Below are 13373 nucleotides of genomic sequence, written 5' to 3' on the forward strand. Positions count from 1 at the left end.
CCTAAATATTTACCTTCTCAATCTTATGGTTGTGCAAACTCCCCCTCGCCTATATTCTATTGAGGAATACTTAACCCTAGAAGAGATTGCTGAGTTCCGTAGCGAATACCGTAATGGGGAAATTGTAGCAATGACTGGAGGCTCGATTAATCATAACCGTATTATTCGTAACCTAAGTAGACTTCTGGAATTAGGTTTACAAGAGCAACCTTATGAAGTTTTCATAAGCGACTTGCGCTTATGGATTCCTCGTTATCAGCAATACACATATCCGGATATTTTGATTATCAAAGGTGAACCCATCTTTCAAGAAGGGCGCAACGATACAGTTATTAATCCCAGTATTATTTTTGAGATCCTTTCTAAATCTACTCGTAGTCGAGATAGAGGTGATAAATTTACTTATTACCGTTCGATTCCCGAATTTCAAGAATATATTTTAATTGACCAATATCAATTTCATATTGAACAATTTAGCAAAACCTCTGAGGGTAACTGGTTATTTAAAGAATCTGACGATGAAGATGGCCTTTTAACTTTAGCTTCAGCCAACTGCCAAATTCCCCATCGCCAGATTTACGAACGAGTTAACTTTGATCAAAAAGATGAAGGATGAAAAAATCTTTCACACTTCAGCCTTCCTAAGGTGTTCCCACTGCGCCAGAGTAAATTAAACCCCGTTGCAAATCCAGGGTTAAAATTGCACCGTCTCTAATTACTTGTGTTGCTTCCTTCACACCCACAATTACAGGGACACCTAAACGCAAACCAATTACAGCTGCGTGGCTGGTGAGGCTTTCTTCTTCTGTAATAATTCCTGAGGCTTTGCGAATCGCTTCCACAAAATCGGCAGTGGTACGGGGAGCAACTAAAATATCTCCAGGATTAAAGTTGCTGACATCCATACCTTTGTGCGCGACTCTGGCGCGTCCACTCACAGAACCTTGTCCCAATCCAATTCCTTGTCCGAGAATTGCTGTGACGACTTCAACCTTGATTAAATCTGTCGAGCCGGAAACACCTTGTAGTGTACCTGCTGTCATCACTACCAAATCGCCTTCAGTGAGTAGTTTATTTTCTTGAGCAACATTGATAGCGGCTTGAAAAGTTTGTCCGGTAGAAGGTAGTTCTAGTACTAACAGCGGTTTTACTCCCCAGACCATTTGTAACTGTCGTGCTACGTTTACATGGGGTGTAATTGCCAAAATCGGTGTACGCGGACGGAATTTGGAAACATTGCGCGCTGTTGCCCCTGTTTGGGTTAAGGTCATAATTGCCGCTGCACCTAGCTGTTCAGCAATTTGTCCTACAGCTTGGCTAATGGCGTTAGGGATAGAACGTCTAGCATCTCTTAACAGACGATTGGCGTTTTGTGCTTCTTCTTGTTCGATGCGCTCGGCAATTCTCGCCATAGTTGCTACAGCTTCTACCGGGTAACTACCTACGGCAGTTTCATTAGAAAGCATGACTGCATCTGTGCCATCTAAAATTGCGTTTGCCACATCTGACACTTCGGCACGAGTGGGGCGGGGATTACTCACCATACTGTCTAACATTTGCGTGGCGGTAATAATGGGAATCCCCAAGCGGTTAGCAGTAGCAATCAGCCGCTTTTGCAGTACCGGAACATCCTCGGCTGGTAGTTCGACCCCTAAATCACCTCTCGCTACCATTACGCCATCACACAAAGCCAACACTGCTTCCATTTGCTCAATGGCTTCGTGCTTTTCAATTTTGGCAACTACTGGTACATTCTTACCTGTGCTGGAAATTAGCTCTTTAATTTCGATGATATCTTGAGGATTGCGGACAAAAGACAGTGCTACCCAGTCTACACCTTGATCTAGACCAAACATCAGATCTTCGCGGTCTTTGTCGGTCATAGCTTTGATGGAAAGGTAAACTCCGGGAAAGTTAACACCTTTATTGTTAGAAAGTTTACCAGCTACAGTAACACGGCAATGTAAATCACCTTTATCGCGGTTAATCTCCTCAACTACCATTTCGACTCGCCCGTCATCGAGGAGGATTTTTGCGCCAACTGGGACTTCTTCGGCCAAGTAATCGTAGGTAACACAGCTAATTTCTTGTGTACCAATGACCGGACGATTGGTCAAGGTGAAGCGATCGCCTTTTGCTAAAACTATAGACCCATTTTCAAACCGCCCCAAGCGAATTTTTGGCCCTTGCAAGTCTTGGAGAATTGCTACTGGCTGATTTAGTTCAAAAGCAGTTTGCCGAATTAAACGGATACTACGCTGATGATCGGCATGAGTCCCGTGGGAAAAGTTTAGCCGTAGTGTTGTTGCTCCCGCTTCAATAATTGCCTTGAGCATTTCTGGACTGCTAGTAGCAGGCCCAATCGTAGCGACAATTTTTGTGCGGCGTAGAGAATCTCTTAATTGCATAGGGGCTGATTCGAGGATCTATCTAGGAAACCATCGTAAATTAAAGGGCATTTCTATTTCCGTCACTGCTATATCAATCAGATGTAAGCAGTTAGAAAGGGGGAATAAAGGCCAGTTGGTGGCGCGAAATTTAAATTAATCTAGGCGATAGGGACTAAGGGCTAAGGATTTTCATGGGTTGGGGAATTTTCCCGTGAGTAATTGCCTTGAATAGTATATGTATTTCTGCCAAGCTGCATTAATAGTGAGCTAGGAAAAACTTACTTGAGCGTGGCGATTTTGGTAAGTGGATAGACTAGTTATCGTACACTAATCTAGGTTCCATCCTCCCCAGGAAGGATATTCTTCTATCTCTTTCTCACCAATTACTACACCCCAATTAATGCTGAAGATGCAAGTCCCGTCTGGCATCATATCGTATTTATCTATACAATCTGCTAAATGGCGGATAAAACTTGCTATACAAAAGTTTATAAAAGTTTATTATTCACTAATCTTTGTCGTATATTCGTAATGTTTGATAAATAAGGAGATCAGAATGCTCACGTCGGAGGCACAGAAGCCACTGACAGTCCCACCCAAGGAATTTTTAGCGCCTGCTGGTGATTTTAGTGCCACGATGCTGCTATTTTTTAGCGCAGTGGGGATGCTAGTGTTATCTAACTTTGGTTACTGGCTGTGGGAATGGCCGCATTGGCTATGCTTTAGTGTGAATACTCTAGCGCTACATTGTTCTGGGACAGTGATTCACGATGCTTGCCATCAATCTGCCCATCGCAACCGAGTAATTAATGCGATGTTAGGTCATGGTAGTGCCTTGATGCTAGCTTTCGCATTTCCGGTATTTACGCGAGTGCATTTACAGCATCATGCCCATGTTAATCATCCCAAAGATGACCCAGATCATTATGTCTCGACTGGTGGGCCGCTGTGGTTAATTGCAGTACGATTTTTATACCATGAGGTATTTTTCTTTCAACGGCAACTGTGGCGTAAATATGAGCTACTAGAGTGGTTTATTAGCCGCTTGATTGTAGGGACAATTGTTTATATCTCAGTGCAATATCACTTTTTGGGTTACATTCTCAATTTTTGGTTTATACCAGCATTTATCGTGGGCATAGCATTAGGATTATTCTTTGATTATCTGCCCCATCGTCCATTTGTAGAGCGCGATCGCTGGAAAAATGCTCGCGTTTACCCTAACCCAATTCTGAACATTTTGATTATGGGACAGAATTACCACCTAGTTCATCATTTGTGGCCGTCAATTCCCTGGTATAACTACCAGCCAGCCTATTATTTGATGAAACCACTATTAGATGCAAAAGGTTGTTATCAAACTTCCGGATTATTACAAAAGAAAGATTTTTTTGAGTTTGTTTACGACATCTTTTTAGGAATTAGGTTTAACCACCACAAACAGCCTGAAAATTAAGATGATATAGCCATTTACAAGCGGCAGGCGATCGCGCTATATATTCTGAAGTTATGGATGCGATCGCTCTCATTGAAAAAACTTAAATTGGTGCGTTGCGCTACGCGAGAACACACCCTACATTTGATAATCAATTCCGAATTTCTTTAAGATTTCTCGCGCCGATGATTAGCGGCTTGCAATAATAGAGATTCGGCAAAAGCGATCGCATCTGTGGCTGATTTTCCGCCGGCTAATTGTGCTAGTTCATCTCGGCGGGTGGTTAAATTATCCAAGGCGGTGACGCGGACGACGGTACGCTGCTCACTGCTGCCGTTGTTCTCTTTTTTACCCTTACTTTGATTGATAATTTGCTTATCTACCCGGAAATGCCTATCTGCCATTGCTGCTACTAATGGTTGGTGAGTAACACATAATACCTGTGAGCGTTGGCTGAGTTGGTGTAATTTCTCTGCGATCGCTTGGGCGACTCTCCCGGAAACACCCACATCAATTTCATCAAATACCATTGTCCCGGCTGCATCAGCTTGGGAAACACAAGCTTTCAGGGCTAGCAAAAAGCGGCTCATCTCCCCACCGGAAGCAATTTCTGTTAAAGGTTGTATTGGTTCTCCGGGGTTGGGACTAAACATAAATGTAATTTTGTCTGCACCTGTAGCGGTGGGCGCAGTAGGCACAATCTCCACTTTAAACTGCACCTTTTCCATTGCTAGGGGTTTGAGTTCCGCAATTAATCTCGACTCTAATTTATTAGCAGCTGTACGACGCAATTGCGTTAACTGGTTACAAGCTTGAGTCAGCTTTGCTAAAGTTGCTTGTTCTTGCTGTTCTAAGCTTTCAATTGATTGTTCGCTGTCGTTGAGTTCGGCTAATTCACCTTGGATTTTTTGGTAATAGGCGATCGCTTCATGCAGAGTCGGGCCATATTTGCGGCAAATCTGCTTTAATTCCCGGATACGTTCTTCTACTTCCTCTAAACGTTGGGGATCTGCTTCTAAATCTTCGCCATAGGCATTAATTTGCCTCCCTACTTCCATTAATGTAGCTTGGGCATCTCGCACCAAATCTAACAGTGGTTGTAGCTGGCTATCATATTCCACCATGTCATTTAAGGTGGCTTCGCTATCGCCTAATAAATCTGCGGCGGCTGGAGTTTCGTTATCGTTTTGATACAAAGCCTGATAGACCTTGTAACTCATTTGTTGTAAATCTACGACATGATTGAGGCGTTCACGTTCTTGCTGTAGCTGTTCAAGTTCGCTCGGATCGTTGAGGTTGACTGCACCTAATTCCTGCACTTGATAGGTGAGCAAATCTAGTTGCTGCAACCGTTCCCGTTCTGATGTCCGGCGTTTTTCTAAAGCTAAATGTGCTGTTTGGTACAAGTTAAACAAATTGGCGATCGCTTGACGCTGCTGCATTAAAGAGTCGCCACCATGTAAATCTAACCAATCGCGGACTTGGGCGGATTGTCCCACTTGTACAGTTTGACCTTGGGCAGTAATTTCCACAAGGCGATCGCGCAGTCCTCCCATCATCTGCCGATTAACCAACACGCCATTTACCCGCGATCTACTGCGGACATTGCTAGCAGTAGCAGCGATTTCTCGGCTAATAACTACAGAATTTTCATCTATGGAATCAATTTCTTGTTCGCTTAACCAAGCAGCTAAGGAAGCGTTAGATTTAAAAGTAGCTTCTACCATCGCCCGACTAGTGCCAGTGCGAATTACTCGACTAGATACCTTACCGCCTAAAGCTGCATCAATGGCATCTAAGATAATCGATTTTCCTGCGCCAGTTTCACCTGTTAATACATTTAAGCCAGCGCCAAATTCTAGTTCGAGTTGGTCAATTAGGGCAAAGTTTTCAATTCGCAGGCAAAGCAACATCAAGCCAAATTCTCCATCTAGGCAGATGCCGAATACTTCCAACTTTTAGGAATCTAGGCATGAGCCACTACTATAGAAGTAGCAGACCCATATAAGTGTAGCAAACCTAGTACAGTTAGGCGGAATTCGTAATTTGTAATTCGTAATTCGTAATTACCTTTTTATAAGGGTTATAGCTTTTCAATGGGAAGTTTATTTTTGCCTTAGTGTACTAGTAGTCTACCCGATTGATTTTGAAAGGTTGCGGTTGTTCAGATCCCCGACTTTTTGAAAAAGTCGGGGATCTATGACCTCTCATAATTCAATAGCTGAAATTCTCTTTTGAGGATGAGGTGAAACAACAATTTTTCTTTCAATATATAGAGATGTCAGCAAATCTCGTGGTTTGCTATTATTACAATCCAATTTCTAAGGATTGAGGCAACTAGAACAAGAAAACCACTTGTTCTAACTAAAACGGGGTGCTGGAAACAAAACATATTGTTACAATACTTAACAGAATCAATTCGACCGGTGCCATTCTTCATGATTGCGAAAACACTTCCCCCCACTTCCCGACCGATCGAGGAGGACAATCGCGGTAGCAACAACCGCCGCGATGAGGTATATGTTGCTGAAGTTGTGTCTGAAAATGACACACAAGGCTTAGTTGTTAAATCGCCGAGACTGATAGCAGCTCAACAGCAGAGAGCATTGAGGGCACCAATTGACACTGAGATGACACGTTACGATCCAGTGGAGATTGCAGCGCATTATCAACAAAGACCTCTAGAAGTTTTCGGGCGGATTCTTGCTGTCTTATGGCCGACACTCTCCTTTGCTTTGGGGTTGTGGTGGGATAGCAAACGGGGAATTGTGGTCAAGAGTGACCGCCGCCGCGCCGCGCAACTAAGAGAATTATTAACTAGACTAGGGCCTGCTTATATCAAAATTGGCCAGGCTTTGTCTACAAGACCAGATTTGGTTCCCCCCGCATTTTTAGAAGAACTCACCAAACTACAAGACCAATTACCACCTTTTCCCAACGAAATTGCTTACCAGTTTATAGAAGAAGAACTCGGCGCACCACCAGCAGAAATTTATGCGGAACTTTCACCACAACCAATTGCAGCTGCTTCTTTAGGACAAGTTTATAAAGGGAGGCTGAAAACTGGTGAGGAAGTCGCAGTTAAAGTGCAGCGTCCAGACTTAAAAGAAAGAATTACCGTTGACTTATATATATTACGTGGCCTAGCTGGTTGGGCGAAGAAACAGTTTAAACGAGTGCGGAGCGATTTAGTTGGGATTCTCGATGAATTAGGCGATCGCATTTTTGAAGAAATGGACTATATACACGAAGGAGAAAATGCCGAGCGTTTTTTCCAGTTATATGGTCATATTAAAGACATATACGTACCGAAAATATACTGGGAATACACCAATCGTCGCGTGTTGACGATGGAGTGGATTAACGGCATTAAATTAACCCAAACGCCGGAAATTAAAGCTAAAGGTATAGATGCGCGTTATTTAATTGAGGTCGGTGTCCAGTGTTCTTTGCGTCAGCTGCTAGAACATGGATTTTTCCACGCTGACCCCCACCCTGGTAATTTATTAGCCACACTGGATGGTAAATTAGCTTATCTCGACTTTGGCATGATGAGCGAGATTCAGCCGCCCCAGCGTTATGGTTTAATTGAGGCGATCGTCCACGTTGTAAACCGTGACTTTGACGGTTTAGCTAAAGACTACGTCAAGCTAGATTTCTTATCACCAGAAACCGACTTAACACCAATTATTCCCGCCTTTGCCAAAGTCTTTGCAGAAGCGCAAGGTGCTAGTGTTGCAGAGTTGAACATTAAAAGCATCACCGATGAACTATCGGCTTTGATGTATGAATATCCCTTCCGTGTACCTCCCTACTACGCTTTAATTATTCGCTCTTTGGTAACACTCGAAGGGATTGCCATCTATATAGATCCCAACTTTAAAGTTTTGAGTGAAGCTTATCCTTATGTAGCGAAACGCTTGTTAACCGATCCAGCGCCAGCACTGAGAGCATCACTGCAAGATTTGCTTTTTAAAGAAGGTAGATTCCGTTGGAATCGCTTAGAAAACTTATTACGAAATGCACGAGGTAATGAAGACTACGATTTAAATTTAGTAGTCACTCAAGGAATAGATTTTCTCACTTCTGAACGTGGCGGTTTTATTCGCGACAAATTGGTAGATGAATTTGTTAATGGGATAAATGCTTTAAGTCAAAACGTCCTGCATAACTTCACCTATTTACTGCGCGAACAAGTAGGAATCACCGCAATTAACGAAACTCCCGCCGCCACATCTGAGCAACAACAAACCTTAGAGCATATCAAACGAATTTTAGGCATTCTCCGCGATACCCGTGGCTTTGACCCAGTGCAGCTGGCTCCCCAACTTGCACAATTATTAGTAAATCCCGGAGTACAGCGTTTAGGTCAACAAATTACTAATCGTTTGCTGCAAAAGGCTTTAACTAAGTTGATTCGTGATTTGTTAGCAACGGAAGAAGTTAATCAGGCTCCAGATAGTAATTTACGCCAATCTGAGAGATTATCTTTACCTGCACGAGTGTAAAACTTTTTGTTTTTTGGAATAACCCTTGCTTTTCATATTTTTGATGGAAGCGAGGGTTTTCTTTTTTAGAAATTAGGTATTAATTACTTTATCCGCAGCAATAGTTAAGATTTCATCCATCTAAGCATTTATATTTTCATATATTTACCAAATACCTTTCAGATTCAGCACAAATCCAGGTAGTATATCTTCTCCTAATAAACTAGCAGGAGATTGCAGTATTTCAACATCTTGCTTGTGGCGATAAATTTCTACTCGTTTAGTTTCTAAATCAATTAACCACCCCAATCTAGAACCGTTATCTAGATACTCTTGCATTTTTTTCTGTAGCCTTTGCCAAGAATCACTATCAGAACGTAATTCCACCACAAAATCAGGACATACTAGAGCAAATCTCTCTTTTTGCTTCTGAGTAAGATTATCCCATTTATCGCGCCTTAACCAAGATGCATTAGGAGAACGAACTGCTCCATTTGGTAAAGTAAAACCAGTAGAAGAACTAAAAGCAACACCTAATGATTCATCACGATTCCACAACCCAAGTTGAGCAGTAATATTAGCATTGCAGTTACTAGTTAATCCGCCTACAAGAGGCATTAGTAGCAATGTTCCATCTGCATTACGCTCAAATCTGATGAGTTCGTTTATTTGGCAAAGCTGAAAAAATTGCTCATCTGTAAGCAGAATCACTGGGTTGAGATTGAGAGTTATAGCATCCATACTCTGATTAACAGGATATTAACTAAGCGGTTGCAAACTCTGTAAATTTTCTAACATCTGGGGGTTGAAAAGCTAGAACAATCTCACTATTATTCACACCTAACCTAATTAATTCTGTTGCTATTCCCTCTTCTGTCCAGTCTTCTTCTATGTATATTTTTTCATTCTTTATCCTAATATGAACATGAGTATATTTAAGTCTTTTGCTACCTTGCCAATCTACCGTCAACCAGAGATAATGATCGTTATTTTCATCAAATACTAAACAAGTTTCTGAATGCTGTTCAGGTGATTTGCGAGACAGACTATCATACTCAGTCAGTACCTGTTTAATTAACTCTCTATATTGTATTAATTTATCCATAAGGTAATTTCCTCTCGTTCGTTGTTAAAAATAATAAATTCAATTTGATTGCGTTTAACTACTGCTTGAATAGATTTTCGTTGAAAGAAAGTATCAAATATTGTATCTCTAATTGCTAAATAAATTTTATAGTCTTTATTAGCTAATTTTAAAATATCGCGGTATAAGATATATTGTCCAAGAGCATTTTCAAAATCTTTCATAAGTGAAGGGCTGATGAAACTCTTGATTTCAACAACTATTTTTCTTCCTTCTTGTTCTACTAATAAAGCTTTTTCTACAAATAAATCAGCATAAAGCTCTGCATCTTCATACTGCAAAAAGTAAGGATCGGCTATAATTTTCCAGCCATCTTTAATTAAGGCATTTTTAACAGCATCATGGTAAATGTCTTTTGCTGGCATTTTATCTCTGCTGACATCAGCTAATGTATTCACTATGATTACATTGATTATACTAATTAATCGACTCAGCGATGTCTAACGACAAGCCAGTGCGCCTCAACTCACTCCGCACGCATCAGGAAGCGATCGCTTGTTCTAAAACAGTAGTTGAATCGCTGTATATTATATTTAGCAGCAAAAAATTAAAGTTATAAATTATATGTCTAGTTATCAAGAAGTATTACATCAATCTCAAAGTCTCACATCCGAAGAACAAATACGCTTAATTGAAGACTTATCAAGATTAATTCGTCAACAAATGACAATAAAATATCAGCCAAAGCGTAGCATTCTCGAATTGCGTGGATTGGGTAAAGAAATTTGGAATGGTATTGATGCTCAAGAATATGTCAATGAGGAACGTGATTCATGGAATGGTTAGTCCCGCTAAAATCTCAAGTTGTGGGATCTTTGAAAAAATATTTGATGATGCCATACTCATAAAGCGATCGCTTTGCAGAATACCTAAATAGAAAAGCGATCGCCTTTTGTGGAAGTGCGATCGCACTACTGAGGTATTAATGAATGCTGACTTTCTATAACTTGTTCTTGATTAATTGCTTCTCTCCTAGCACTTTCACCATTACGGAATTGCTCAAATAACTCAAAAAAATTATTTAACGCATCTCTTTCATCCGTAGAATAGAAAAGAATAATACTATCCCATCCCTGGGCAGAAGTAATCTTAAACCTTGTTTGTATCCAATCTGGAAATTGATTAAATTCAATCTCTTGTTGAGTTGGCGGTAAGCCTAAATCTTCTCTGGAACTCATGTACCCATCTAAAAAAGCTCTCAACCGAGTAATTGAGGATTTACCTAAAAACATTCCCGGTCTTTGTTTAATTTTCTCTAGCATTTCATAGAGATATTCATTAAGAGTTATAGTAATCGTATGGTTATTTTCTAGCATAATCTTGAATAATTAAAAATTTTCTTCTGTTATTTGAAACTGCTGACCAGAATATAATTTATTATAAAATTGTAAATTACCTAGCCATTGCTCTCTCGTGAGTCCATCAGGATGGTGATTATCAAAAATAATCTCCACCTCATTTATTATAATGGCAATACCTTGATGACGACCGTTAAGAGAAATTGCATCTCCTGATAAACTATCATCATAAATATAACTATTACGCCCTATTGCTGAACCTGTATAAAGTTTTATCCGCTTTCCTGCAATTCCTTGTGATATTAAGTAATCTTGTATAGATTGAGCGCATTCAACACATTCAAGATTTTTATATTTTCTAATTATTTCTTTAATTTGGTGGATTTGCTCAATACTTATAGTCAAAATTTTTGCTATAAACTCAACAGTGAGTAATTATTTTATCACTGAGACGATCGCTTGTTGTGGAAGTGTGATCGCCTTGCAGAATACCTCAGAAAATGCGATCACCTTGCAGAACACCTCACAAAAGCGATCGCTTTGCAGAAAATCTCAAACATAAAGCGATCGCCTGTTGTGGAAGTGCGATCGCTTTGCAGAATACCTCAACAGAAAAGCGATCACCTGTTGTGGGAGCGATATCGCATATACCCACACTCCCAAAAAGTGATATTTTATTGTGCAAAATTCTAAAATTCTTTATTTATAAGGGTTTAGGCAAAGTTTATATTCAGCACAACAATAACTAAATATCGTATATCATAATAAGCAATCACTTTTATAAGTAAACCTAATATGAGTAACAATTTATTAAGCAATAATATTACAGAACAAATGCAGGAAGAAGCAGAAATTCAAATTCGCGACAAAAAAAAAGTTGTTGACTATAACACAATTGAGTATCCTATTGAAGTTATAGTCCAAAAATATCTAACTGGCCTTGATGATGATTCTAATGAATTATTTATTCCAGATTACCAAAGAGCGATGATTTGGGATGAAAAAAGACAATCTAAATTTATTGAATCTATTCTTTTAGGTTTACCTATTCCTTATATTTTTGTGGCAGATACTTCAGGAGAAGCAGTAGACGACAATCTTTTAGAAACAAAAGATTTAGCTCGTTTGGAAATCATAGACGGCACACAAAGGATTCGCACTTTAGCTAGGTTTGTTAATAATGAGTTATGTTTACAGGATTTAGAAAAGTTAGATAAACTCACAGGATTTCGATTTTCTAGTCTACCTATTGCACGTCAAAGACGTTTTCAACGAACAACCATACGAATGATTCAACTAACAGAAGATGCTGATGAAGAAACTCGTAGAGATCTATTTGAAAGAATAAATACGGGTAGTGTTGAATTAAATGAAATGGAAAAGCTTAGAGGTATTAGAAGAGGCAATTTTCTTGATTTAATAGATGAATTAGCGAAGTACCCAAAATTCATACATCTTTGTGCTTTTACAGCACCCTCAATTAAGAGAGTAGAACCTCAAGAATTTGTTTTACGATTTTTTGCTTTTCTAAATAATTATCAATATTTTAATAAAAATATTAATGAATTTCTGGATAATTATTTAAAGGAACTGAATAATGCTGATAAAAATACTTTAGAAAGTATGAAAAATGAATTTTATGCAATGATTGATTTTGTAGAAATGTATTTCCCAAGAGGTTTTAGACAAGGTAAAAACAAAGATAGAACAACAACTCGAATTAAATTTGAATCTCTTGCTGTTGGTATAACGTTAGCTTTAAGAGAGCAAAACAATCTCAAGCCTGCATCAGTAGATTTTCTTGATTCAAACAAATTTAGAGACTTCACTAGTAGTGATGCTAGTAGTTCTAAGAATAAAGTTATTCGTCGTTTAGAATATGTCCGTGACCAGATTTTAGGTAAAGTTAAGTGAAAAAAGTATTAGATTTGGAGGATTTCAACGAACGTGCTAAGGACGTTAGTGATTATCTTTATTTTCTAAGAGATTTGGAACAAGGTAATATTCTATTAAGTAAGGATGGTGCAATTTCTAAAATTGATTCTGAATTAGATAAAAGTTTAAAAGCTACAGGATTTTTATTGCTTTACAATCTTATAGAATCTACTATGAGAAATGCGATTCAAAGTATTTTTGATGAACTTAGTAATAAAGGTGTCTCTTTTGATGAACTTAGGCTAGAGATTAAAAAAATAATTTTGCAAAATATAAAAAAGAATATACAACAATCTGGTGTTAATGATTTTTTAGAACAAATAGAAAGTATTTTTATAGATATTATTCAATCTGGCTTTAATCGAGATGATTTGTTTTCTGGGAATGTAGATGCTAGAGAAATCAAGATAATAGCTAGAGTATATGGATTTTCAGCTACTACTGACAAAGATACTAGAGATGGAATTGATTTACTGTCAATAAAAAAAATAGAAATGATTTAGCTCATGGTGTTATGTCTTTTAAAGAAGTTGGTCAAAATACATCTGCGGAAAATCTTTTTGAAATAAGTGAAAGAGTTATAAAATATCTTAGACAAATTTTAGAAAATATTGATGAATATTTAATCAATCAGGAATATTTAGATTCTAATATAGAAAAAAAGGAGGTGTGATAACATAAAGC

At 38.9% G+C, this 13373-nt stretch carries 16 protein-coding genes; 9 read left to right on the top strand and 7 right to left on the bottom strand.

Going from position 1 to position 13373, the window contains the following annotated elements; translation table 11 throughout:
• The first annotated feature begins 25 nt into the window (after positions 1–25).
• Positions 26–616, top strand: a complete 591-nt coding sequence (locus AACU25_RS01880) for a Uma2 family endonuclease (RefSeq protein ID WP_096573662.1) — start codon at positions 26–28, stop codon at positions 614–616.
• Between the two features lie 25 nt (positions 617–641).
• Here the strand turns inward: AACU25_RS01880 and pyk are convergent, their stop codons facing one another.
• A complete protein-coding gene (gene pyk / locus AACU25_RS01885; protein WP_096573663.1) occupies positions 642–2408 on the bottom strand; it encodes a pyruvate kinase in 1767 nt (588 codons plus the stop codon).
• Positions 2409–2946: 538 nt separating this feature from the next.
• On the opposite strand from pyk, the gene crtR reads away from it, so the two are divergent.
• Entirely contained in the window at positions 2947–3846 is a 900-nt protein-coding gene (crtR, locus tag AACU25_RS01890; RefSeq protein ID WP_096573664.1) for a beta-carotene hydroxylase, read from the top strand.
• Between the two features lie 146 nt (positions 3847–3992).
• Here crtR and recN read toward each other — a convergent pair whose 3' ends face one another.
• A complete protein-coding gene (recN, locus tag AACU25_RS01895; RefSeq protein ID WP_096573665.1) occupies positions 3993–5738 on the bottom strand; it encodes a DNA repair protein RecN in 1746 nt (581 codons plus the stop codon).
• A gap of 525 nt (positions 5739–6263) precedes the next feature.
• Here recN and AACU25_RS01900 point away from each other — a divergent pair.
• Positions 6264–8333 carry an ABC1 kinase family protein gene (locus AACU25_RS01900; RefSeq protein ID WP_190445550.1) on the top strand — a complete coding sequence of 690 codons (2070 nt, stop codon included), beginning with the start codon at positions 6264–6266 and terminating at the stop codon, positions 8331–8333.
• 144 nt (positions 8334–8477) lie between these two features.
• On the opposite strand, the gene AACU25_RS01905 is transcribed toward AACU25_RS01900, so the two are convergent.
• The 3 genes from AACU25_RS01905 to AACU25_RS01915 are packed head-to-tail and all read right to left on the bottom strand — an operon-like array spanning position 8478 to position 9821.
• On the bottom strand, positions 8478–9053 hold the full coding sequence (locus AACU25_RS01905; RefSeq protein ID WP_096573666.1) for a Uma2 family endonuclease: 576 nt from the start codon (positions 9051–9053) through the stop codon (positions 8478–8480).
• Between the two features lie 22 nt (positions 9054–9075).
• Positions 9076–9417 carry a XisI protein gene (locus AACU25_RS01910; protein ID WP_096573667.1) on the bottom strand — a complete coding sequence of 114 codons (342 nt, stop codon included), beginning with the start codon at positions 9415–9417 and terminating at the stop codon, positions 9076–9078.
• The gene (locus AACU25_RS01915) at positions 9405–9821 is read right to left on the bottom strand and encodes a XisH family protein (protein WP_096573668.1); all 417 of its coding nucleotides are present in this window, start codon (positions 9819–9821) and stop codon (positions 9405–9407) included. Before AACU25_RS01915 ends, AACU25_RS01910 begins: the two co-directional genes overlap by 13 nt.
• Positions 9822–9892: 71 nt before the next feature.
• On the opposite strand from AACU25_RS01915, the gene AACU25_RS01920 reads away from it, so the two are divergent.
• A complete protein-coding gene (locus AACU25_RS01920) occupies positions 9893–10015 on the top strand; it encodes a hypothetical protein (protein WP_321206549.1) in 123 nt (40 codons plus the stop codon).
• A 5-nt stretch (positions 10016–10020) separates the two neighbouring features.
• Complete coding sequence (locus AACU25_RS01925) at positions 10021–10242, top strand: hypothetical protein (protein WP_096573669.1); 222 nt, start codon at positions 10021–10023, stop codon at positions 10240–10242.
• Positions 10243–10367: 125 nt separating this feature from the next.
• On the opposite strand, the gene AACU25_RS01930 is transcribed toward AACU25_RS01925, so the two are convergent.
• Together AACU25_RS01930 and AACU25_RS01935 are read right to left on the bottom strand one after the other, a co-directional pair.
• Positions 10368–10772: a hypothetical protein gene (locus AACU25_RS01930; RefSeq protein ID WP_096573670.1), complete on the bottom strand. Its 405-nt coding sequence runs from the start codon at positions 10770–10772 to the stop codon at positions 10368–10370.
• 12 nt (positions 10773–10784) lie between these two features.
• On the bottom strand, positions 10785–11159 hold the full coding sequence (locus AACU25_RS01935) for a papain fold toxin domain-containing protein (protein ID WP_199347127.1): 375 nt from the start codon (positions 11157–11159) through the stop codon (positions 10785–10787).
• Between the two features lie 95 nt (positions 11160–11254).
• On the opposite strand from AACU25_RS01935, the gene AACU25_RS01940 reads away from it, so the two are divergent.
• The 4 genes from AACU25_RS01940 to AACU25_RS01955 are packed head-to-tail and all read left to right on the top strand — an operon-like array spanning position 11255 to position 13362.
• On the top strand, positions 11255–11503 hold the full coding sequence (locus tag AACU25_RS01940) for a hypothetical protein (RefSeq protein WP_096573672.1): 249 nt from the start codon (positions 11255–11257) through the stop codon (positions 11501–11503).
• Positions 11504–11549: 46 nt separating this feature from the next.
• A complete protein-coding gene (locus AACU25_RS01945; RefSeq protein WP_096573673.1) occupies positions 11550–12668 on the top strand; it encodes a DUF262 domain-containing protein in 1119 nt (372 codons plus the stop codon).
• Positions 12665–13192, top strand: coding sequence for an MAE_28990/MAE_18760 family HEPN-like nuclease (locus AACU25_RS01950; protein WP_321206550.1), 528 nt, complete (start codon positions 12665–12667; stop codon positions 13190–13192). The genes AACU25_RS01945 and AACU25_RS01950 overlap by 4 nt, the downstream gene beginning before the upstream one ends.
• Before the next feature lie 11 nt (positions 13193–13203).
• Positions 13204–13362 (top strand): hypothetical protein, encoded by a 159-nt coding sequence (locus AACU25_RS01955; protein ID WP_321206551.1) that lies wholly within the window; start codon positions 13204–13206, stop codon positions 13360–13362.
• Positions 13363–13373 lie beyond the last annotated feature (11 nt).

The organism is Tolypothrix tenuis PCC 7101 (genome assembly GCF_963874875.1).
Lineage (GTDB): Bacteria > Cyanobacteriota > Cyanobacteriia > Cyanobacteriales > Nostocaceae > Aulosira > Aulosira tenue.